General features: G+C 42.6%; 16 protein-coding genes and 1 pseudogene. 5 read left to right on the top strand and 12 right to left on the bottom strand.

The genetic code is table 11. The annotated features are described in order from the left end of the window. The first annotated feature begins 3 nt into the window (after positions 1–3). Both ACUNWA_RS13865 and ACUNWA_RS13860 read left to right on the top strand, forming a co-directional pair. A complete protein-coding gene (locus tag ACUNWA_RS13865) occupies positions 4–1,272 on the top strand; it encodes a DUF819 family protein (RefSeq protein ID WP_445592522.1) in 1,269 nt (422 codons plus the stop codon). A 179-nt stretch (positions 1,273–1,451) separates the two neighbouring features. Next, positions 1,452–2,654: an aminotransferase class I/II-fold pyridoxal phosphate-dependent enzyme gene (locus ACUNWA_RS13860; RefSeq protein WP_445592521.1), complete on the top strand. Its 1,203-nt coding sequence runs from the start codon at positions 1,452–1,454 to the stop codon at positions 2,652–2,654. 81 nt (positions 2,655–2,735) lie between these two features. On the opposite strand, the gene omp85 is transcribed toward ACUNWA_RS13860, so the two are convergent. After that, entirely contained in the window at positions 2,736–4,079 is a 1,344-nt protein-coding gene (gene omp85, locus ACUNWA_RS13855; protein WP_445592520.1) for an Omp85 family outer membrane protein, read from the bottom strand. 208 nt (positions 4,080–4,287) lie between these two features. Here omp85 and ACUNWA_RS13850 point away from each other — a divergent pair, with 208 nt between their 5' ends. Continuing rightward, positions 4,288–5,301: a GntR family transcriptional regulator gene (locus ACUNWA_RS13850; RefSeq protein ID WP_445592519.1), complete on the top strand. Its 1,014-nt coding sequence runs from the start codon at positions 4,288–4,290 to the stop codon at positions 5,299–5,301. A gap of 98 nt (positions 5,302–5,399) precedes the next feature. Further along, positions 5,400–5,792: a response regulator gene (locus tag ACUNWA_RS13845; RefSeq protein ID WP_445592518.1), complete on the top strand. Its 393-nt coding sequence runs from the start codon at positions 5,400–5,402 to the stop codon at positions 5,790–5,792. A 14-nt stretch (positions 5,793–5,806) separates the two neighbouring features. Here the strand turns inward: ACUNWA_RS13845 and ACUNWA_RS13840 are convergent, their stop codons facing one another. From ACUNWA_RS13840 to ACUNWA_RS13815, 6 genes are all read right to left on the bottom strand, one after another. Beyond that, positions 5,807–6,553, bottom strand: coding sequence for an SDR family oxidoreductase (locus tag ACUNWA_RS13840; protein ID WP_445592517.1), 747 nt, complete (start codon positions 6,551–6,553; stop codon positions 5,807–5,809). Positions 6,554–6,574: 21 nt separating this feature from the next. Further along, positions 6,575–7,666: a family 20 glycosylhydrolase gene (locus tag ACUNWA_RS13835; protein WP_445592516.1), complete on the bottom strand. Its 1,092-nt coding sequence runs from the start codon at positions 7,664–7,666 to the stop codon at positions 6,575–6,577. 111 nt (positions 7,667–7,777) lie between these two features. Next, positions 7,778–9,673, bottom strand: coding sequence for a right-handed parallel beta-helix repeat-containing protein (locus tag ACUNWA_RS13830; protein ID WP_445592515.1), 1,896 nt, complete (start codon positions 9,671–9,673; stop codon positions 7,778–7,780). A 57-nt stretch (positions 9,674–9,730) separates the two neighbouring features. Further along, positions 9,731–11,590: a right-handed parallel beta-helix repeat-containing protein gene (locus ACUNWA_RS13825; protein WP_445592514.1), complete on the bottom strand. Its 1,860-nt coding sequence runs from the start codon at positions 11,588–11,590 to the stop codon at positions 9,731–9,733. 12 nt (positions 11,591–11,602) lie between these two features. Beyond that, positions 11,603–12,856, bottom strand: a complete 1,254-nt coding sequence (locus ACUNWA_RS13820; RefSeq protein WP_445592513.1) for a uroporphyrinogen decarboxylase family protein — start codon at positions 12,854–12,856, stop codon at positions 11,603–11,605. 98 nt (positions 12,857–12,954) lie between these two features. Beyond that, positions 12,955–13,965 carry a GntR family transcriptional regulator gene (locus ACUNWA_RS13815; RefSeq protein ID WP_445592512.1) on the bottom strand — a complete coding sequence of 337 codons (1,011 nt, stop codon included), beginning with the start codon at positions 13,963–13,965 and terminating at the stop codon, positions 12,955–12,957. 238 nt (positions 13,966–14,203) lie between these two features. Here ACUNWA_RS13815 and ACUNWA_RS13810 point away from each other — a divergent pair. Further along, positions 14,204–15,381, top strand: a pseudogene (locus ACUNWA_RS13810) (IS3 family transposase). Between the two features lie 7 nt (positions 15,382–15,388). Here the strand turns inward: ACUNWA_RS13810 and ACUNWA_RS13805 are convergent. From ACUNWA_RS13805 to ACUNWA_RS13785, 5 genes are all read right to left on the bottom strand, one after another. After that, positions 15,389–15,682 carry an RNA polymerase sigma factor gene (locus ACUNWA_RS13805; RefSeq protein ID WP_445592511.1) on the bottom strand — a complete coding sequence of 98 codons (294 nt, stop codon included), beginning with the start codon at positions 15,680–15,682 and terminating at the stop codon, positions 15,389–15,391. 272 nt (positions 15,683–15,954) lie between these two features. Then, the gene (locus ACUNWA_RS13800; protein WP_445592510.1) at positions 15,955–16,272 is read right to left on the bottom strand and encodes a hypothetical protein; all 318 of its coding nucleotides are present in this window, start codon (positions 16,270–16,272) and stop codon (positions 15,955–15,957) included. A gap of 33 nt (positions 16,273–16,305) precedes the next feature. Continuing rightward, complete coding sequence (locus ACUNWA_RS13795; protein WP_445592509.1) at positions 16,306–18,585, bottom strand: GH92 family glycosyl hydrolase; 2,280 nt, start codon at positions 18,583–18,585, stop codon at positions 16,306–16,308. 175 nt (positions 18,586–18,760) lie between these two features. After that, positions 18,761–20,977 (bottom strand): GH92 family glycosyl hydrolase, encoded by a 2,217-nt coding sequence (locus ACUNWA_RS13790; protein WP_445592508.1) that lies wholly within the window; start codon positions 20,975–20,977, stop codon positions 18,761–18,763. A gap of 125 nt (positions 20,978–21,102) precedes the next feature. Next, positions 21,103–22,680 (bottom strand): RagB/SusD family nutrient uptake outer membrane protein, encoded by a 1,578-nt coding sequence (locus ACUNWA_RS13785; protein ID WP_445592507.1) that lies wholly within the window; start codon positions 22,678–22,680, stop codon positions 21,103–21,105. Positions 22,681–22,687: the final 7 nt, after the last annotated feature.

Genomic DNA, 22,687 nt, shown 5'->3' with positions numbered 1-22,687 from the left:
ATCATGATTCCAGGGATTGTGTTAATCACGTTCTATTTTGCTTTCCCCGTCTTTCTCATCTATCTCACCCATATTTCGAAGTTTTGCAGTAAGGTTGGCGCTGTTGTTATGGCCTATGTCATTGGTATGCTTATTGGGAACATCGGAATTTTTCCAAAACAATCACAGGCTTTTCGCGAGTTGCTTGCCAGCAGCACCAGCCTTCCGCGCGACCAAGTCAACGAATTGTTCCAACAGGGAATCACTACCGAGAATGATGTGATTGCCAACAATATTGCCAGTTTGCAGGATTTAATCATGACTCTGGTGATCCCCATCGCCATTCCTTTGCTTTTATTTTCACTCGACATCAGGCGTTGGCTGAAGTTGGTCAAAAAAGCCTTACTCTCGCTGGTGCTGGCCATGATCTCCCTGCTGATTGTGATTTTTGCAGGTTACTTTCTTTTGCAACATGGGCTGGCCGAAGCCTGGAAAGTTGCCGGACTCCTCGTTGGAATTTATACCGGGGGAACCCCCAACCTGGCTGCCATAAGCACAGCCCTTAAAGTAAACCCCAATATCTTTATCCTAACCCATACTTACGACATGATGCTTGGAGCTATTTGCCTGATTTTCTTTATGACGGCGGCCCAACGATTACTCAATTCCTTTTTACCTTCCTTTAAAGAAACAGCTCATCTCTCAGCCCGTGAGCTAAGTTTGAGCAGCCAGCAGATGGATAACTACCAAGGGATGCTAACCCGAAAAGGAGCGCCTCAATTACTAAAAGCTTTCGGAATTTCGGTGCTTATTTTCGCCTTAGCAGGTGGTCTCAGTTTATTGGTTGCTCCATCAGTTCAAATGGTGGTTGCCATTTTAGCCATCACCACCTTGGGACTGTTTTTCAGCTCTATCAAAGCCATTAACCGTATTGAAAAAACGTTTCAGCTGGGTATGTATTTCATCATTGTCTTTTCGCTGGTCATCGCCAGCATGAGCGACTTGAGAAGCATGTTTCAGATTCAATTCCTGAACCTCTTTCTTTATGTAGCACTGGCCGTCTATGGATCCATGATTATCCATGTCATTCTCTCACGCTTGTTTAAAGTCGACACCGACACAACCATCATCACCATGACAGCCCTCACCTTCTCTCCCCCATTTGTTCCGGTTGTTGCCGGCGCATTAAAAAACAAGGAAGTAATTATTTCAGGACTAACCGTGGGCATTCTAGGCTATGCGTTTGGGAACTATGTAGGCGTAGCCATTGCGTTCTTCCTGAAAGGCTTTTAGTTATTTCAAGACACGACTAACTCCCGGCAAACAAAAGCTTTAACGAGATGAAAATCCGAGAGTAACACAACTTGTGACAGCGGCGATCAGATGTTGAAGAATAGCCTTGGGCCTGTTCAAATATCATGCTTTTTTCGGTTCCCTTCGCTTAAATTGAAGCAAATTAAAACAATGAAACTATGGCAACGTATGATCCGGCAAGCCGCATTCAGAAACTTCGGCACTTTGGCGAATTTGGCGGCGTAAACCCATCCATCACCGATTCCTCGACCTATACTTTTTTGCATGGTGATGATATGTTTGAAACCTTTCTGGGGCATATGGAAGGCTGTTTCCTTTACTCGCGCCACTGGAACCCAAGCAACAAATACCTGGCCGATGCCCTGGCGGCCATGGAAGACACCGAATCGGCCTGGGTTACCTCTTCGGGCATGGCAGCCATCTCCTGTTCTCTGCTTCAGCTTTGCAGCACCGGCGACCACATTGTAACCAGCGTTACCACCTATGGCGGCACCTTTGCTTTTTTGAAAAATTACCTGAAAAAGTTTCAGATTGAGGTGACCTTTGTCAATATTTCCGACTTAAAAAGCGTAGAAGCGGCCATCCAGGAAAATACCAAGGTTATTTATACCGAAAGTGTCACTAACCCCTTGCTGCAGGTTTCCGATATTCCCCAACTGGCAGCTATAGCCAAACGCCACGGCATTAAATTAATGGTTGACAATACGTTTACCCCCATGATTTTGTCGCCGGCCGGCCTCGGTGCCGACATTGTTGTGTACAGCATGACCAAATTTATTAATGGTAAGAACGACTGCGTAGCCGGCGCCATATGCGGAACCAACGAGTTTATTCATGAATTGTCGAATGTGATTGACGGAACTGCCATGCTCCTTGGCCCTGTGCTTGATCCGCTGCGTTCTTCATCGATTTTGAAAAACCTTCACTCCCTGCATCTACGCATGAAACAGCACAGTAAAAACGCTCAGGTTCTGGCTGATAAACTGGATAAAAACGGGGTATCCATCACTTATCCAGGACTTAAAAGTCACCGACAACATGAGTTGCACAGTCAGTTGATGAATCCGGAGTTTGGTTATGGAGGTATGCTAGCCATCGATGCACGAACAGTTCAAAAGGCCAACGCGATAATGCAAAAAATGCAAGAACAGGATGTGGGCTACCTGGCCGTTAGCTTAGGTTATTTCAAAACGCTTTTTAGCTGTTCAGGCACCAGTACTTCATCGGAAGTGCCCGAAGACGTGCAGCGGGAGATGGGACTTTCGGAAGGGCTCGTTCGTTTTTCCGTAGGCTTGGATAACGACATCGAAGCTACGGCTGAAACCATTCTACGAATTTGCCGCGAAGAAGGCTTAGCCTAAGGACTAAAATAAAGTAAGGAGAATTTGCCTTAAGCATAAATTCTCCTTACTTCATATTACCCCATTAATCAGCTGACGTTTTTAAAACAGATAATTCAGCCCCATGTACAAGCCCGAATCTCCATCACGCTTATCGGCCGCCATTCCATAGTCAATAGCAATAATGAAATTCTCGTTCATAGCGACCCGCAAACCCAGCCCATAGGAGATGTGCATTTCTTCGGCATCATTTTTAAAATAATCGTCCGGGTTATTGGTCAGACTAAATTCATCAAACACATCCTCGTTAATTTGCAAATCAATCTTTTTGGTTACCCTGCCGAAATCCATAAAACCGTTGAGTCCGATATAAAAATTGTTGTTTATCAATTGAAAGCGAGCAACTTTCCAGCGCAATTCGGCATTTCCAAAGAAAACACCATTGCCCACCACGCGATTACGCCGAATTCCACGCAGAGTCTTTGAGCCTCCCAGCCCTTCAGATGTGGAACCGGTCATGATGGAGGTAATCACCTGCGACTGGTAATAAAAGGGCACCTCGCCACCCAAGGTGGTTTGATAAACCAGCCGGTAGGCAAAAGCCAGATCCTTCGGTATCAGGGTGAAATATTCGCGGTGAGTCAAACTCAACTTGCTAAACGAGCTCTCCGCCCCCAACACCTTGGGCGAAACCACCAGCACGGCTTCGGTCCATACCCCACGCATCGGATGTGGTTTGTTATCGCGAGTATCGAAAACCAAGCCTCCTTTAAACACCGGAACAAAACCACCGTTGGCCTCTTGGGCTGAAATTAGTCCCCAGTCCAGGTAATGATTATACAAGCCATCGACATCAGGCAACAAATCTTCTTCGTTTTTCCCTTTATTCAATTTTTCGAGATTCACCGGTGCCACCTCGAAATTCAACAAATTCATCCCGGCAATCCATCGAAATTTATTACTGGCAAGCTTCCCTTGCAAATCAACTTTGAAGCGGAACATTTTGCGGTCGTATTTATAAAACATGCGTGACACATAATCTTCCGACTCATCATCAATCCAGGAATCGTTGAAAACCGCATCGTAGCCGTTGAAACCATGAAAATCATACGCCTGATCGGTCAGGTACGATAAATCGACCGAAGTTTGAAGCCCCTGAATTAATTGGTCCGAATCGTAATAAAAACGGTAGATTCCACTTCCTTTGGTAAAACGTGAAACCTCAAAGTAAAGCGAATGATTATACTTGGGATAACGACTACCATCGCCATAATTATACAAATTAACCAAGGCTCCATATTGAAAGCCCAGATCGGTATCAAAGGTAACTGCCGGTAAAGCCCCAAAATTCCATCCATCTTTTTTGACCTCTTCCTTTTTATTGGTCTGTGAAAATGCTGTCAGGCCAAGCCATGAAAAAAACAGCAGGATAGGTAGTTTTTTCATTCTGATTGAATTTAGTCTGAAACGAAGATAATGGTTTTTGATACGCAAAAATCATCAGTAATCAAATCAACAGAAGCGTATTCAATTCTTCTTTCGGCCCCAATCGGGAAATAAAATGCAAATATAAGCCAGATCATTCTTCAGTAGAAGACCGGATTTCTTATTTTTACGGGGCAAACGCACCAATCAAATTTTGCAATTGACAACCATGACTCAATTTTCAAGGATAGATTCTGATTCAGAAGTTCCCAAATACAAGCAAGTGGAAGACCTGATCCTTTCCGATATTGAAACAGGCATATTCAAGCACGGCCAGCGGATTCCATCCATCAACGAAACCAGCGAAGAGTTGCTGCTTTCGCGCGACACGGTTGAAAAAGCCTATGTTCGGTTGAGAGAGAAAGGAGTATTGTCGGCTGTTCGGGGGAAAGGGTACTATGTGAACAGAACCACTGTAGGCAAAAAACTAAAAATTGCCTTGATCTTTAACAAGCTCAGCAATTATAAACGGAGTTTGTACGCCTCGTTTGTTTCCACTGTTGGCTCGAAAGCCAGTGTAGATGTGTTTATTTACAACTACGACTTAGCTGAGTTTGAAAACATTCTGAACGGCAACCTGACCAACTACGATTATTTTGTCATTCTGCCCCATTTCAGAAATGAACATGCCGATATCAGTGCAGTAGTGAAAAAAATACCCAAAGAGAAAATATTAATCATTGACAAAAACCTGGAGGAATTGCACGACTACCCTGTCGTTTACCAAGAATATGACAAAGACATTCAACAGGCATTGGGACAGGCGCTGGACCTGCTCAAAAAGTACAAACGCCTGAATCTGGTCTTTCCATCCAACGAATATTACTCCAACTACATTAACCGGGGCTTTCAAATATTTAACCAAATGCACGGTTTTGAGTACCAGATTCTGAATTCGCTTAAAGAAGAGGATATTCGCCAGCACGAGGCTTTCATTTTAATTTCAGACAATGATTTGTATGACCTGATCAAGCAAGTCAAGCTTAAAAAATGGATTCCGGGCAAAGATATCGGCATCCTTTCATATAATGAAAGCCCTGTAAAGGAGTTGCTTTGCGATGGAATTTCAACCATTTCAACCAATCACGACCAAATCGGGCAGATGGCTGCTGAAATGATTTTAACCAATGATTTTAAACGTGTTAAAAGTCCATTTGAATTTATTCGCAGAAATTCATTGTAGTGAAAATGACTATTCTGAATTATAAATTGCATAATCAGAATGAAACAATTAACTTGAATACATAATTTCAGATATTCTCTAATATAAAATAAGGTCAGATGAATCAAATTCACATCCTGATTGCCGAAGATGAAGAATTCAATTTCCTCTACTTGGCAGAGGTCCTCAACGAATTCAATGTAAAGCTTTACCGGGCAAAAGACGGCTTAGCTGCCGTCGAAATGTGCCAGTCGCTTCCTGAAATAGACCAGGTTTTAATGGACATCCGCATGCCGGTGATGGATGGCTACACCGCCACCAAAGAAATAAAAAAATTCAGACCCGACTTAACGATTATCGCTCAAACGGCCTATGCCATGGAGTCGGACCGGCAACGGGCGCTGGCTGAAGGTTGTGACGATTACATTTCAAAACCCATCAAACGGAAAGATCTGATTGACATAGTAGAAAAACATGCCCCTAGCTGCTGTCCGCTGCGCGAAAAAGTATAGGGTCTCCAATTTCCTTACTGATAAATCATCTTTTTTGTCATTCCGCCATCGACAATGAGGTTCTGACCAGTGATGAAATCATTTTGTGGATGCAATAAAAACAACACCATATTGGCAATATCTTCAGCCTTTCCCACGCGCCCAGCCGGATGCTGGCGGTGGTCTTCCTCGCGCAGTTGATAAGCCTTAGCCATCGATTTCTTTTTCACCCCCGATACATCAATCCACCCTGGGCTAATGGCATTCACCCGCACATCAGGTCCCAAACTCATAGCCAAGGCATGTGTCAGCGATAGCAAACCTCCTTTGGTAGCCGAGTAGCTCTCGGTTCCCGCCTCAGACTGCAAAGCCCTGGTAGAGCAAATATTGATAATGGCTCCATGCGCTTTTCGCAATTCAGTCTCAGCATACTTAACACACAAAAATGGGCCGGTGAGATTGACCGCTAAAGCACGATTCCATTCTTCCAGCGTTAAGGCATCAAACGGCTTAAAAAGTTGAAAAACGGCATTGTTAACCAAACCATTGAGCTGCCCAAAATGCTCCAGCGACTCCTGAATCCCAGCCTTGACCATCGCTTCGTCAGACACATCGGCTTCAAGTGCCAGCAAATCGTTCGTGCCAAATTCGTCTCTTAGTTCCGCCAGCGCTTCTCCATCGCAGTCGAAAACAGTTACACCATAGTTAGCCGCAAGTAACTCGCGAGCCACGATCTTGCCAATTCCTTGAGCACCTCCTGTTAACAAAATATTCTTCTTCATCCGCGTCGTTTTTTATCTTCTTTAGTTAGACGAGAGGCTTTCGATTTCTTCAAACATGGTTCGAAAACACTGGGGTGCCGTGTTGGTTGCGTTATTTTCTTTATTATAAAATTCTTTCATAAAAGCCCCTGCACCCGACCATACCGTTTGCATCATTCCCTGAAATCGCGGCTTCATTTCAACAGTAGCAGAAGCTCTATAGTCAAACATATCACGGGTTTGCAAAACAGCATTCGCTGGTTTTCGCCAGGGGCAAGTGACCACATTCAATCCCTTCATAGCAAAATAAACAGCTGTTTTATCCGGACGTTCATAATGCCAGTCACAAATCATCACTCCTTTCGAGATCAAATCAATTGCTCGGTGCGTGTTGTTCATGCTCGCCTCCCACATGCCCATTCCTGTTGTTTTTCCATCCAGTAAGCGATCGCCCCAAATCCAAAGTTGACGTCCTTCTTGCGCCAAATGAGTTTGAATTTTGTTGACTTCGCCGGCAAATAGTTCGGCTTTATCACGTCCGGAACAGCGTTGACATTTTTCATCACCAATATAGAATACTTCATCCATTCCGGCATGAAAAGCGTCTGTTTCAAATACCTCACAAATTTCATCAACCAAGTCAAATACGACACCATGAACATCGGGATGCAAAGGGCAGTAGCTCTTGCAGTACAAGCCATCCTCATTAGGCCATTCATACTTTTCGGGCAGCTGAACATGCGGTGTTTCATCAAATTCAGGATAAACCTCAAGTAGTTTTCCCAATCTTGAATGCCAGGACTGGTGTCCTAAAAGGTTAATTTGAGGAATCAGCCGGATGTTAAATTTCTGACAGACTTCAACCATTTGTTTCACATCTTCTTTTGAGAGAGCTACCTCGTCCCGAAGCTCGGGATGCCTTTCGTATTGATAATTGTAATCAACACGCAATACCAAAACATTGACCTGCCGGGAAGCTAGTTCCTCCTCAATAAAACGAACAAAGTCCGCCACCTCATCCACCTGTGGCGCGCCAATACAAAAACCACGGACAGGAAGCTTCTGCTGAGCATATGCCTGGATTGTCAAGCACAATAAGCCAATCAAAACCAATCGTATTTTTCCATTTTTCATAGCTGTGAAATTTACAATTCAAGTTGAATATTCAGTTCCACAAAAAGGACTGCAAGACCAAAGATACGCTATAACATTTCAAAGAACAATGGCATCAAGCCGTTGTAAAACTTACCACACTTTCAACTTTAACTGTCCGGCTTTGGCATTTTCAAATGGTCCGGCTACAGGATTATTATGATTTCTTTTATTTTCAAAATAATCAGAATCTATCGTTAAAGGAGTACCGTCAGGATTCTCAAACAATTGCTTAGGCATCATGGCTCTCCCAAGCATTTGAGTTGTTACCAGTTGATTTTTTAGCTTTAAAACCGAACCGTCAACCATCAGCCCGAGGTAAACCTCATCTCCTACTTCAACAACATTGAGCTCTGGATTGAAGTCGGGCTTTTCAATATAATTCACCTCCTCATTGTAGTGCTGTGAACCTGCAAAATAGACATTCCCATCAATCCACACGTGCAACTTAGCATTTTCGTACCCTCTTACGCCAAAATTAAACCTCGAACTATTCATTCCCCGAACGTCATCACAATGAACAAGGATATTGTTATAGTACCGATCATCGCCGGAAAAAATAGTTGATAGTCCGGCTACTTCGGTTGAGTGAATTAAATGATAAGGTGTAAATCGGTTAGGTTCTGTCCACATACAAATCTGACCCGCAATCAGGTTGTGCACAAAAGCTACCCCCTGAGATTGATTCCTGATACTCGCAGCAGATAGCAATAAGTTATTGTCAACCAAAGTAGGTCCATGATTGACTTCCAGAAAAAGGTCTTCCAAATCGTTATTATACAACAAGTTTTTTGAAACCCGACTTCCCTGAGACATCCAGTCAAGCCAGATACCACGACCAGTCGAGTGAATGCGGTTGCTTTTTATGACGGCATCGATAGCTGCATGAAACTTGATTCCCCCAATTTCAGCTCCAGAAAATTGTCTTTTTGTCCAGACATCATGGATATGGTTGTTCTCAATCGTGCTAAAGGCAGCCCCCATACTTCCGCACATGCCAGTTTGTTCGCAATTAAATATTTCGTTGTTTCGTACCACATGCGAGCCAATATTCTCCTTACTCCATCCATTCCTTAATGTATTGAATGTTACCTCTATGTAATGGAGCGAACCGTCTAGTTTCGGATTAGCCGACCAAACATTATGTCCTGTCCCGCGCTCTTTCCCCAAGGTAATGCCGGAACATTTCGAATCGTGAATTACGTTGTCTTCAATAATCCATCCTTTGTTCCAATGTGTGGCAATCATGCCGATTTGCTCTGCAGTAGGTGCTCCCCACTGAGTTGCTGCCTGGCTAATATGGAAACCACGAATGGTAAGATAGTTAATCCCTGGCTTTTCAGGGTAAAAACAGGTTCTCCGGGTACTTATCTCCACCAACTCCTTATTCGGATTATGTTGATGAAAATTGGCCCAGATGGTTGTTATCTTATCATCGCTTTCGCAGTACCACGTGTAAGTAGAGCCCTCCGGATCCTGAATTTTAGTATCCGGAACGGGGCTGAATACCTTTTCCATATTCTCTTTTTCATAAAGAGACTTTCCATTTAGAAACACCTCTCCTGTATGATGAATCCGGCCATGGTTGTGAAACCAATCGCCAAAGATTGAATCTTGATACGGATTATACTCTCCAAAAAATGAGTTTGGAATAGTAACCTTCCAGACTCCATTCTTCAATTTCTCCCACCCGGTTATAACTTCCGAGCCTTTAATCTCCACTTTTTCGCCTTCAGCCGCACGATAAACAATTCGTTCAGCATCCGAATTGCCGCCCCTTGGAGGATTCACCCATTCGCGATAGGTTCCTTTGTAAACTGTTATCACATCGCCAGGCTGAGCTAAATTCGCTGCTGACTGGATGGTTTTCAATCTTTTTTCAAATGAACCTGGATTTTGGTCATCTCCTTTTTTCGAAACATGGTATTCTTTTGCAAAGGCAGTATTTATAAATATGCCTAATAATAGTAAGATCAATAATCTTCTCATGGTTTGTCTAATTATGTCAACATTATTCGTTCTATGTTGGTTAATTTCGATCCATCGTTACCACACTTTCAATTTAATTCTACCAATTCCAGGATTCTTAAATGGCCCTGCAGATGGATTTTTCCTGTTTCTTTTCGTGCCGAAATAATCTCTGTCTATTTTCAAGGCTGAGCCATCGGGATTCTCATACGCTTGCTCCGGAATCATGGCTTTACCTAATAGCTCCGTTGTTACAAGTTTATTTTTCAAATTCGTACAAGACTTATCAAGCGTGATTTCAAGAAATACACTTTCACCTTCTTCAATAATTTTAATCTTTGGATCAAAGCCTGGTTTTACGACATTGTTGCTTGCTCCTTCATAAGGCTTTGCTCCGTTTAGGTATGCATTGCCATTAACATGCATGGGCAATTTTACCTTTTCGTATTTATCAAGTCCATCACCGGAAAAGATATTGTTGTAAAACCGGTTGTCACCACCTGGAATATCTTTTATATCAACCAAGTCGGTAGAATGAGGCTTAAAGTAAGGGGTGGCCCTCCATTCCGACCGGGTAGATATCCTTCCAGCTACAAGATTATGAACATACGCACCTCCAACTGACCATTCTTTTATTCCATCTTCTGATAAGAAAATATTGTTAGCAACCAGGTAGGGTCCATGATTTACTTCGCTAAAAAGGTCGCAATCCGAATTGTCATAACAGAGATTCCCTGATAAACGGGTTCCCTGGGTCATCCAATCCATCCACATCCCTCTGCATGCATTGTGGATGCGATTTTTTTCAATTACGACATCGATGGGAGCATGAAACTTTATGCCCGCGATTTCAAAGCCTGAAAACATCCTTTTAGTCCAGATATTATAAATATGATTCCCGCTTACATGGCTAAAAATGGCGCCTAGACTCCCGCAAATGCCTGCCTGTTCGCAATCAGATATTGTATTGTTACGTACAATGTGTGAACCGATTGTCTCCCTATCCCAGCCATTCTTGATTACATTTTTTACTACCTTGATATAGTGCTCATTCCCATCTCTGCCTTTGTTGTTATCTGCTGACCAGGTATTGTGGCCACTCTTACGATCTTTTCCAAGCGTAATTCCTGTACATTTGGAGTTGCTTACCACATTATTCTCTATTATCCAGCCTTTACTCCAGTTAGTGCCAATAAGCCCGATTTGTTCAGCAGTAGGTGCTGCCCATTGCGTTGCAGCCTGACTCATATGAAATCCGGTTACCGTGATGTAATTACAACCAGTTGAGTCAGGATAAAAACAATTTTCCCGAACATTGATTTCAACCAATTCTTCATTGGGATTGAAATCATGAAAATTGGCAAACAGGTAGGTATTTTGCTCATCGCTTTCACAATACCAAGTATAGGTAGATCCTTTCTGATCTTCTATCCCTTGTAATGGTTGTGGATTGAATACTCTCTCAATCAAGTCCATCTCATAGAGTGACTTACCGTTAAGATAGACTTCGCCGGTATGATGATCTCTTCCCAAACGATGAAACCAGTCACCGGTAATGAGATCCTTATAAGGATTATAGTCCCCAAAGAATGTATTGGGAATGGTCACTTTCCAGACTCCTTTGGAAATCATCTGCCAACCGGTAATTGCTTCCGAGCCTTTGATTTCTACTTTCTCACCTTTAGCAGCCCGGTAAGTAATTCTTTGAGAGTCGGAAGTGCCTCCACGAGATGGATTTACCCTTTCACGATATATTCCCTCATGTACGGTTATCACATCACCGGGCTGTGCAATCTGTGCTGCTGCCGAGATGGTCTTGAGCGGGCTTAAGGCCGATCCGTCATTATTATTGTTCCCACTTTTAGAAACATGATATTCTTTGGCAAATGCACTATTATAAAGCACAAATGCAACTAGAATAATTAAGCATTTTTTCATACATTTCTTTTTCTAATTATTGAATTCATGAACAGCATCCAGCATCGCAATTACATTCTCCACCGGCACGTTGGCCTGAATATTATGAACGGTATTGAAAACGAAACCTCCATCCTTTGAGAAGATCTCACACATTCTCAGAACCTGCTCTTTTACTTCCTCCGGTTTCCCAAAAGGCAGCATTTTTTGGGTATCAACACCTCCGCCCCAAAACACCAGATGATCACCATACTCTTTTTTCAAATGTTCAGGCACCATTCCGGAAGCATTGATCTGTACCGGATTGATAATATCGAACCCCGAGTCGATAAAAGGCTTCATAAAAGACTCCACAGCCCCACAACTATGTTTAAAGGTTTTCCAACCGGTATTTTGATGAATCCAATCGTTCACTTTCCGGTAATAAGGAGCATAAAGTTCTTCGTAGGCCTCCACCGAACAAAATGTTGAATCCTGTGTTCCAAAGTCGGTTCCACAGATAAAAACCGCATCAATATTTTCTCCAACAACTTCATAAGCTCTCTTCAGGTTCTCAACGGCAATATCGGTCTGCTTATCGAACACCTGATGCAAATAATCGGGACGCATAAGAGTGGACATATACCATTCGGTAATGTCGCGGATTCCTTTGGGATTTTTCAGATTCATAGCTGTAACCAGAGCGATATCTCCTAGTCCGGTTCCTCCAAAATTGGCGATGACTCCCTTACCTGAAGTAGCTGCTTTTAAGGCTTGTTCCTTCCAATAATTCAAATCCTCTTCGCTAAAACGAGTAAACTCCTCGAGATTATCTTCCGGATTAAGCTTTGAATCGTCAATAGGCTCCTGGCGAACAATGGCATCAAAGAAAAAGCTGGCTTTAGGCATTTTCGCACCTGCAGGAACTGACCGATCCCCTTCGGGATGAATCAACAGGTCACCCTTGCTATCGATAGTTGCATTGAAGTTGCCTGGCACCAGAATCTCCTGTCCCCAAAAAGTTTTAAAAGGCTTCCACTTCTCTTGCGGAATTCCGAACATGTTGTTCTTTCCCCATAATCCGATCACGTCAACTCCTAACACATCCAGCAAGTCATCGTCAATTTCTCCAAGCATCTGATAGGGTTCGATCACTTTTACCAGTCGTTTTTCAAGACCATAGTATTCTCTTAGCTGCTCAACAATACGCACATGAATACCTGTTACGGCATTTGATCCAAAATCAATTGGAATTTTATCAGGCTGCTTGTGGTTTAATGAACTCCTTAAACAATCTCTTGACTTCATCTCGTTGCTATATAGGTTAGTAATATTTTTTATAATCATCTCGCCCCTCCTTTATGGCTCACCATTGCCGCATTCGGGACTTTCAAAATCAGCTTTCATTACAGTGATCCCCGGTCGTTTATCCTTCCCATGCTACGTACCTGACGATCTTTCCCGGAAATGATCATCGTTATCATGGTCTTTCCCATCTCTTTAAAATCCGTTGAAAGCGTGGTTATTCCTCCGGCAGCAATACGCTTCATCGCAGTATCATTATAAGAGATAATTCCAAGGTCTTTCCCGATTTCCCACCTTCTATTTTGAACGACTTCAACCACATCTACCAGGTCATGATCTTCAATTACAAACCATGCCTGCCCTTTATCTATGCGTGTGAAATCTACCCTATCTACTACTTCTCCAATAATGTTAGCATCATCACATAGTCTTTCAAAACCGTTGACAATTGAAGCGGGATGATTTAAATGAGAGGGGAAAACAAGAATTACTTTATCATATTTATTGAGATGATCTTTTATCGCGAAAAAACCATCATATACATCTTGTCCATAATCCTGGAAAACAGCAGGCACCCGCTTTGGAATCATCTCATTTCTATCCAAAATGTAGAGTTTATCGCGGGGCACCAGTTTCAAACTTTCTTTAACCTGACTACCAGGGAAGGGCATTACAATGTAGTGCGTAAAATCCCCTAAATTTTCAATAATTAGCTTATTGAAAAGACGGGGATTGTAATGATGAAAAAAAAGCTGAATTTCGCCTTTCTTACTTAGTCCCTCGAGCATAGAGTGATAAAGGTCTCTCTTGTACGCCGTAAATTCATCAAACAAGACAAACAATCGATATACCTTTGCCAAGCGTGTTTTAGCCACAAAAAAACCTTTTCCAGGAATAGCAGTAATCACTCCTTCCTCCTTCAATAAGTCAATCGCCTTAAGAATGGTTTCTTTCCCTACGCCAAGATTTTTACGCAACTCCGTAATCGAAGGCAAACGATCTGATTTCTTCAACTCTCCTTTTTCAATAGACCTTTTAACGGCGTTTACCAACTGAATATACTTGGCATATCCAGCAAACTCATTATCCTTATATATCTGAAAGAGTGACATAACACTTACCAACTAATCCGTTCTGTTCCGGTATGCTAATTTAGGTTTTTATTTTAATTCACAAGCTTAATTCTAGAAATATTTTTCATTGAAATTGAAAGAAGAGAACTCTGCCTTTTAGCACTAGTACGCCGAAAAAGAGATACTCAAGCCAGTTTTAATCATACAGTTCATAACACTGGAAGTGCTACATTTGACTGTACGGTAAGTCAAGTACTATTTTTACTTACTTACAATTATGAATCAGATGAGGAAAAAGTTTGACAAGGAGTTCAAGAAAAAAGCAGTAGAACTTTCTTATGCAATAGGCAGTGCCAGTGAGATTCTCGAGGAATTAGGGATAGACAGAGCATTACTTTACCGTTGGCGTAAAGAGTTTAAACAATATGACAAGAATAGCTTCCCAGGTCATGGTAATCCCAAGATGACAAACTTGGAACGTGAGAATGCCCGATTGCAAAGAGAGCTTAGGAATGCAAGAATGGAAAGGGACATCTTAAAAAAGGCAATCAGCATCTTCTCCGTGAGCGATGGGAAATCTACCAATTTATAAGTGACCACCGACCCCGATTTTATACCCGGATGATGTGTAAAGTGTTTAAAATAAGCAAAAGCAGTTATTATCGATGGATGAAAAGTGGTCCATCTAAACGTTGGCTTGAAAATGAACAGCTGCTTGTGAGTATAAACAGAGTCTTTGAGGCTAGTTCAGGCAGCTATGGAAGTCTTCGGATTGCCACAGAGTTAAATACGCTGGGTTTTCAGGTATCAAGACAGAGAACTGCAAGGATTATGAAAGCGGCAGGAATACGAGCAAAACGAAAAAAAAAGCTTGTAACGACTACCGATTCCAGACATGGTTACCCAGTTGCCCCCAACGTATTGAATAGAGCGTTTACGGTAGCCAGACCAGGTCAGGTTTGGGTCTCTGATGTAACCTACATCAGAACCAGCAAAGGCTGGCTGTATTTAACTGTTATTATCGATTTGTTTGACCACAAGGTTATAGGATAGGCAATGAGCAAAGGCATGCGTGCGGAAGAAACCACAATTGCTGCATGGCGGATGGCAATTAGCAACAGCCCAATTACGCAAAAACTCATTTTTCACTCAGACAGGGGGATTCAATATGTCTGTTCGGCATTTACCAATGTATTGGATGCAAACAAATGGGTGTGCAGAAGTATGAGCAGAAAAGGATATTGCTGGGATAACGCAGTTGCTGAAAGTTTCTTTAAAACGATAAAAGTTGAGTTCGTGTATAAAAGTCAGTTTTCAACTCAGGACCAGGCAAAACTATCCTTGTTCAAATGGATTGAAACATGGTATAACCGCAAAAGAAGACACTCGGCTTTAGGGTATAAAACAATGGAAGAATTTGAATTAATAAATAACAATCAAAGAATTACAGCATGACTCTTAACTAATCGTACAGGGTTTTGTTGCATATCCAGGTGTTTAGAATCGCATTTTTGTCTATGGTAAATAAGTAGGATTCAAATGATCGTCCCACTAATAATTCTTCGCGCACCTTCCATACATTTAAAAACACGTCCTGCACAATTTCCTCGGCTTCTTGCTTATTCTTCAAATAGCCCAAGGAAAAATGATAAATCTTTCGACTATACTTTTCAAATAAAATCTGAAAAGCATAAGACGAACTGGATTTCAATTTAACAACTAAATCCTTATCCTGATATAGATGCTCATTATCCAAATTGATCTGAATTATTAGTTTGTGAGCTCAAAAGTAGGGATTTTGATGAAATCAACAACTAAAAAAAACCAGCCCAATGCTTGGGCACCCCATGCTTGTGAGAGCTCCGATCCGATTTATAACCACTTCGTCATTTTTCAAGCCCCATAGCCTCCTGATATACAAGCAAAAAGTGAAAGATCAATAACCGACACCGGTTTAAATGACCTTTCACTTCTTCGTGATAAATTATGCAAGTAACGCTATTTGACTATAAAAACGGCACGACAGCATCAGAAGGATAAAAGTAAATAATGAAATCCATCTCCCTTTTTTATTTCGTACTTTACAAGTTTATCCAGGTTATAGGTTACTTTTTCAATTCTCACAAAATGAGAATAAAACTCAAAATCATATCCAATATAATTATTGGATGTAGGCTGAGACCAAGATTGCCCTTCTCCAACACTAACCACACGATGAATATCGTTTTCCTCCATCACTTTATGAAGCTCTTGGGCAACTATTTCAGCATCTGAGAAATCATCTTCTTTGCAAGATGTAACCGCAAAAAAGAGACTTAGCAACAATAAAATACTTAGCTTCTTCATGGTTTATTTTATCTATACGAAAGCAAATATCCCTTATTTTTCATTTGAAAATGAATAAGGGAAGTCAGCTTCCTTGGTTCCACGTTTTTTGTTGGGTTTTTCACCCATTTCAAAATTGATTGTGGCTCCATTCATCAATTCATCGTAATTAAAATAATTCTTGCTGTACGATTTTCCATTCAGCTTGATGGACTGAATGTATCGGTTATCGGCACTATTTTCAGGTGCATTAATCTCAATGGTCTTCCCATTTTCAAGGCTCACCGTAATCTTCTTGAACAATGGTGCTCCAATCACATATTCCGGAGTCGCCGGTGCCACCGGGTAAAAGCCCATCGCACTAAACACATACCAGGCCGATGTTTGCCCGTTGTCCTCATCACCGCAATAACCATCCGCCTGAGGCGTGTACAGACGATCCATCACTTCGCGCACCCAGTGCTGCGTTTTCCATGGCTGTCCGGCGTAGTTGTACAGGTAAATCATATGCTGAATAGGTTGGTTACCATGCGCGTAGTTACCCATATTCATAATCTGCATTTCGCGAATTTCATGAATCACTTGTCCGTAGTACGAATCATCGAAAATTGGAGGAACCACAAAAACAGAGTCTAGCATGGTCACAAACTCTTGCTTCCCGCCCATCAGGTCAATCAATCCCTCTACATCATGAAAGACCGACCAAGTGTAGTGCCAGCTGTTTCCTTCGGTAAAGGCATCGCCCCATTTAAATGGGCTGAACGGTGACTGAAACGAACCATCCTCGTTGCGCCCACGCATCAGGCTGCTTTCCTTATCGAACACATTCTTATAGTTCATGGAGCGTTTGGCAAAAATTTCAATTTCGCTTTCCGGTTTTCCCAATGCTTTTCCAAGCTTGTAAACACAGAAATCGGCAAAAGCATACTCCAGGGTACGGGCAACATTCTCGTTGACACCAACGTCGTAAGGCACATAACCCAACTCATTGTAGTAATCAACGCCATAACGGCCAACCGAATTCAGCGGACCTTCATGCGTGGTGTTCTTAACCACCGCATCCCACAAAGCATCGATGTCGTAACCACGGGCGCCTTTCAAATAAGCATCAGCCACAATGGTAGCCGAGTTGGAGCCAATCATGCAATCGCGATGGCCGGGACTTGCCCACTCAGGCAAAAAGCCGCTTTCCTTGTAGGTATTGGCCAGACCTTCCTGTATCTTTTCATTCAGCTCAGGATACATCAGATTGAAAAAAGGAAATACAGCCCGGAAAGTATCCCAAAAACCATTGTCGGTGAACATATATCCTGGCAACACTTCGCCATTGTAAGGACTATAGTGTACCACCTCGCCATTGGCATCAAACTCATAAAACTTGCGGGGGAAAAGCAACACACGGTATAAAGCAGAATAAAACGTTTTGATTTGGTCATCCGTGCCGCCCTCAACTCTAATGCGCGAAAGCTCTTTATTCCAAATCGATTCGCCTTTGGCTTTTACTTCATCAAAAGAGTCGTTGCCCAGTTCCTTCAGGTTGCGTTCAGCTTGTTCGTAGCTGATAAACGATGAGGCCACACGGGCATGAACCTTCTCCCCTTTCCGGGTTTTAAACTGAACGGCTGCACCAGCATGCTCATCTTCCAACGCGCTTTTTCCTTCAACCACTTTGTCTTTGCTCCAAACATCGCTGGTAACAAAGGGCTTGTCAAAAACCACCACGAAGTAGTTTTTAAAGTTGTCTGGCACCCCGCCACTGTTACGGGTTGTATAGCCAATAATTTTATTCTCTGAAGGAATCAGTTTCACGTACGATCCCTGGTCAAATGCATCAACCAAAACGTAGGCATCTTCCGTTTCCGGGAAGGTAAAACGAAACATCGCTGCCCGCTCTGTAGGAGTAATTTCCGTCACCACGTCGTAGTCGGCCAGGTATACTTTATAGTAATGTGGTTTGGCGGTTTCTGCCTTGTGCGAAAACCAACTTCCGCGTTCATGCTCATCAATAACCAATTTACCGGTCATCGGGAAAAGCGAAAACTGTCCATAATCGTTAATCCACGGGCTGGGCTGGTGTGTTTGTTTAAAGCCACGAATTTTGTTGGCATCGTAGCCATAAACCCATCCGTCTCCCATCTTATTGGTTTGTGGGGTCCAGAAATTCATCCCCCAAGGCAAAGCTATGGCCGGGTAGGTATTTCCGTTGGATAATTTGAATTCTGAGTCGGTACCCATCAGGGTATTCACATAGTCAACAGGTTGCAACTTTTGTGCGTGAGCCTGATAAGCTGACACGCCTAAAAGCAAGGCAAATAAAATCATCAATCTTCTCATGGTTATTTCAATTTTTTTAAACGATTTGAAAAACAAGCGTTTGATTTGTCAGGTTTAGGGGTGCACAGATAAGGTTTCTAAAACTAGTAAAGCCAGCAGGTGAAAATTACTCACCTGCTGATTAGCCATTTATTATTACAATGGATTCATTTCAATCCAAATTGCGTTAAGAGGATTAATAAGCTGATGTTGGTCTGGCCGATTGAGCCGATCCAAAATCACGATTAGGTTCCGATCCCATAATGAATTTCAATGTTCCGCCATTCAGAATCGTTTCATGCGAAATATACGATTTAGCATAGGCTTCGCCATTCAATTCAACAGCCTGAATATACATATTTTCGGAGCTATTGTTTTCAGCAACAACGGTAAAGGTTTTTCCTTCGGGAAGTGTAATTTCCGCCTGATCGAACAACGGGCTTCCAAAAACATAATTACCATTAGCCGGATTCACAGGATAAAATCCCATGGAAGACATGATATACCAAGCCGACATTTGGCCACAATCTTCATTTCCACTCAAGCCATCAGGCTGATCTGAATACATGGTACGGAATATCTCTCTCACTTTTTCGGCTGTTTTCCATTGCTGGCCCACATATGCATACATATACGTAATATGGTGGCTAGGCTCGTTGCCATGTGCATATTGCCCAATCAAACCGGAAATATCGGCTGAGGCGCCTTCTACTTTAACCGACTCAATAGAAAACAAGCTATCCAGCTTGGTGATGAAAGACTCTTCGCTTCCAAACAATTCAACCAATCCATTCACATCATGTGGCACCAACCAAGTGTACTGCCAGGCATTACCTTCGCAGTAATCGTCTTCGCGGTGTTGAGAAAAGACAGGATTGAATGGAGTTCTCCAAGTTCCATCTGCCATTTTTCCACGCATAAATTCGCGGTTAGCATCAAAATAATGCTGGTAATATTTAGCGCGTTTAGCAAACAGCTCAAAGTCTTCGGTTTTCCCCATGGCTTTGGCCATCGCTGCAATGCACCAGTCATCAATTGCGTACTCCAATGCGCGAGCTACCGATTCCACCTGGCTGTCGGCCGGAATATATTCAATCTCTTTAATAAAATCCAACCCACGCTCATCGCGCATAGCAAAAGCCTTTACAGCTTCAAAAGCCAGCTCGGCATCAAATCCGTTAAAGCCTTTCAAATAGGCATCAACAACAACCGGAACCGCATGGTAACCCACCATCGTATTGGTCTCGTTACCCATCAGGTGCCACACCGGCAATTTGCCTTGTTGCTGGTAAATAGCCAGCATCGAGTTCACAAAATCATTCACACGTTCGGGTTGAACCAGTGTAAATAAAGGGTGAGCTGCGCGGTAGGTGTCCCACAATGAGAAAGTGGTATACGTATCGTAGCCCGGATTTGAATGAACTTCGTGATCAGATCCACGATAATCGCCATTAGCGTCATTAAACAACGAAGGAGCGATCATGGTGTGATACAGCGCTGTATAAAAAATCTTTTTGTCGGTTTCGTTTTTCGTTTCAATGGTGATTTTAGCCAGCTCATTGTTCCATTGCTGTTGAGCTTTGGTTTTTACAGCTTCAAAATCCCAATGATCGATTTCGCTTGTCAGGTTATTTTTTGCCCCTTCGGTGCTAACCGGCGAAATAGCCGTCTTGGCTAACAACTCGCCATTACCTTCAAATTCGATTAAGACCGTGGCTACCCCTTTTTCATCCGAAGCATCCAGCACTTCGAAACCACTAATTTTCTTGGAAAACGTAGTATGAAAAAATACCCGTTGGTCGTTAGCCCAACCTTTTGAAAAACGAAATCCGCTGATGCTGTTGTCATCCAACTGCTCAACAGAACCTTTAACGAGCTGGTCCCAACCCGTTCCGTAGTTTAAATCAACAATCACCTTTGAGTTATCTCCTGTTTCATACTGGTACTTATGAAACCCGACACGTTCAGAAGTTGTTAGCTCCACATCAATCTGATGACGATCAATGTAGATACTGTAATAGCCTGGTTCCACTACTTCTTTTTTATGCGAATAAGTAGATTTCCAGTCGTAAGGAGTTTCGGAATCTGCGGCGGGCGTGTAATTGTCGGCTACAGGCATAAATAAAATATCACCCAAGTCGCCGATTCCGGTTCCGCTCAATTGCGTGTGCGCAAATCCGACCAAAATAGAATCGGAATAATGGTAGCCCGAACACCAGTCCCATCCTTGGGTTTCGTTGTTTGGGCCCAGCTGAACGGCGCCAAAAGGAACGCTGGCTCCAACAAAAACGTGACCGTGTCCACCCGAACCAATGTAAGGATCGACAAACGAGATCAATGTTTGCGCTTCCTCCGTGTTCTTTTGTGGGGTACAAGCAAAAACACTTGCCAGCACCATTAGTAATAAGAGCATTCTTCTGCTTTCTGTAAACTTAATCATGGTTTTACCTTCTTTTAATTTTGCGCCTAAAGATATTCAAAAATAAGCACCGCCAAAAATAGTTGGCGGTGCTTTGCTCATGGTTGTTTAGTTGGTTATTAATATCCTGTGTTCTGCGTCAGGTTCGGATTACGTTGCCGTTCATTCTCAGAGATTGGGAAAAGCAGGTGTTTTTCCTGAATTGTTTTACCCCATACGGTGGTATGACCAACAACATCCTCAAAAGTAATGTCGCCTTTGTTAGCTTCAGAAGTAACAGGGAACATATGAGTCCGCTGAATATCAGACCAGATTCTATATTCCAGCGCCAGCTCACGCAAACGCTCTTTCCACACTTCTTTCACAAAATCGTCAACCGACAAGCCTGTCAGATCTGCAACAATCGCACTGCGATCGGTTTCCCAGTAAGCACGTGCGCGCACATCGGCCAAATAACCAATCGCCTCAGTGGTTACGCCTTCTGACTGAGCAATCGCCTCAGCAGCAATCAGCAGTACTTCGGCATAGCGGTAAACCACCATGTCCTTATTGTTTTTACCAGTCTCAAACAAAGCCTCATCGTCGTGCCACAAGTAAGGCGAAACTTCAAACGTTTTAGTAATTTCCTGGTCATCTTCCATGTATGTTAAGCTGGAATGGAAATACTGTTTTTCCTGAATACGAAGGTCATTGGCCTCATCATAGATCCACAGCAAGGCAGGCATGGGTTTATACGCATTGTTGGTAATCGAATACTTGAAAATACCCCATGCAGTAGCACTGTTTGGATAGCAAATAGCCGGTTGCCAATAGTTTTCAGAAATGCTGGCATCATATTCAATCGTGTAAATATACTCGTCCTCGTTATCCGAGGTCCGTAGCACATTATAAGCACTCTGGCTTTCATCAGCTCCATGCTGAATCAAAGAAAAGTTACCGCTATTAATAACAGTTCTGGCTGCAGAGGCTGCTTCGGCATAGTTGTCATCCTGAACCGGATAACCACTCATATTCAGATAAACATCGGCAAGTAATGTGGCAGCAGTTCCTTTCGAAATGCGAAATCCATTAGCCGGCATAGGCAAGTTATCCAAGCCTCCTTGATCAACAGCATACTTCAAATCTTCAACAATCTGAGCATACACCTGAGCAACAGGTGTGCGCTCAACATACAAGTTTTCCAAAGAGGAATAAGCTTCCAGAACGAGTGGCACATCACCAAAGGTTTTAACCAGATAATAATAATTGAATGCTCTGAAAAAGCGAGCTTCCGCTTCCAGTTGCTTGATTTCAGAATCAGTCAGATCAGGTGTTTCTGCAATGTTGGAAATTGCCAAATTTGCTCTTGAAATCGCTAAGTAACAAGCATCCCACGATCCGTCAAAATAACCAGCCAGATTGTCTCCGTTCAAGGTAAGATTTTGACTATGTTGCACATGAACTTCCTGACCTTTATAGTCGTTATCGTACAATCCGGTCATATATCCACCAAGCATGGCGCGGCTACCACTGTAAACGCCTGTACTGTAAAAGGAAGGAGCTCCACTTCGGTATAAAATATTAACCGCATTGTAAGCATGAGAAGGATAACTGAAAAACTGATCCACACTCATTTCGCTTCTTGGCTCTTCTGCCAGAAAATCATCGCATGAGGCCAGTGCCCCAAGGGCCATTATTAGTAATAATATCTTTTTCATTGTTTTG

Source organism: Sunxiuqinia sp. sy24 (assembly GCF_052677165.1).
Note: the sequence above shows the minus strand (reverse complement) of the source record. Positions and strands in the feature narration are given on the sequence as shown.

Bases quoted from the DNA above. Each gene is read 5' to 3' on its own strand.
- ACUNWA_RS13865 (WP_445592522.1), top strand. From the start codon at position 4: ATGATTCCAGGGATTGTGTTAATCACGTTCTATTTTGCTTTCCCCGTC.
- ACUNWA_RS13860 (WP_445592521.1), top strand. From the start codon at position 1,452: ATGGCAACGTATGATCCGGCAAGCCGCATTCAGAAACTTCGGCACTTT.
- omp85 (WP_445592520.1), bottom strand. From the start codon at position 4,079: ATGAAAAAACTACCTATCCTGCTGTTTTTTTCATGGCTTGGCCTGACA.
- ACUNWA_RS13850 (WP_445592519.1), top strand. From the start codon at position 4,288: ATGACTCAATTTTCAAGGATAGATTCTGATTCAGAAGTTCCCAAATAC.
- ACUNWA_RS13845 (WP_445592518.1), top strand. From the start codon at position 5,400: ATGAATCAAATTCACATCCTGATTGCCGAAGATGAAGAATTCAATTTC.
- ACUNWA_RS13840 (WP_445592517.1), bottom strand. From the start codon at position 6,553: ATGAAGAAGAATATTTTGTTAACAGGAGGTGCTCAAGGAATTGGCAAG.
- ACUNWA_RS13835 (WP_445592516.1), bottom strand. From the start codon at position 7,666: ATGAAAAATGGAAAAATACGATTGGTTTTGATTGGCTTATTGTGCTTG.
- ACUNWA_RS13830 (WP_445592515.1), bottom strand. From the start codon at position 9,673: ATGAGAAGATTATTGATCTTACTATTATTAGGCATATTTATAAATACT.
- ACUNWA_RS13825 (WP_445592514.1), bottom strand. From the start codon at position 11,590: ATGAAAAAATGCTTAATTATTCTAGTTGCATTTGTGCTTTATAATAGT.
- ACUNWA_RS13820 (WP_445592513.1), bottom strand. From the start codon at position 12,856: ATGAAGTCAAGAGATTGTTTAAGGAGTTCATTAAACCACAAGCAGCCT.
- ACUNWA_RS13815 (WP_445592512.1), bottom strand. From the start codon at position 13,965: ATGTCACTCTTTCAGATATATAAGGATAATGAGTTTGCTGGATATGCC.
- ACUNWA_RS13800 (WP_445592510.1), bottom strand. From the start codon at position 16,272: ATGAAGAAGCTAAGTATTTTATTGTTGCTAAGTCTCTTTTTTGCGGTT.
- ACUNWA_RS13795 (WP_445592509.1), bottom strand. From the start codon at position 18,585: ATGAGAAGATTGATGATTTTATTTGCCTTGCTTTTAGGCGTGTCAGCT.
- ACUNWA_RS13790 (WP_445592508.1), bottom strand. From the start codon at position 20,977: ATGCTCTTATTACTAATGGTGCTGGCAAGTGTTTTTGCTTGTACCCCA.
- ACUNWA_RS13785 (WP_445592507.1), bottom strand. From the start codon at position 22,680: ATGAAAAAGATATTATTACTAATAATGGCCCTTGGGGCACTGGCCTCA.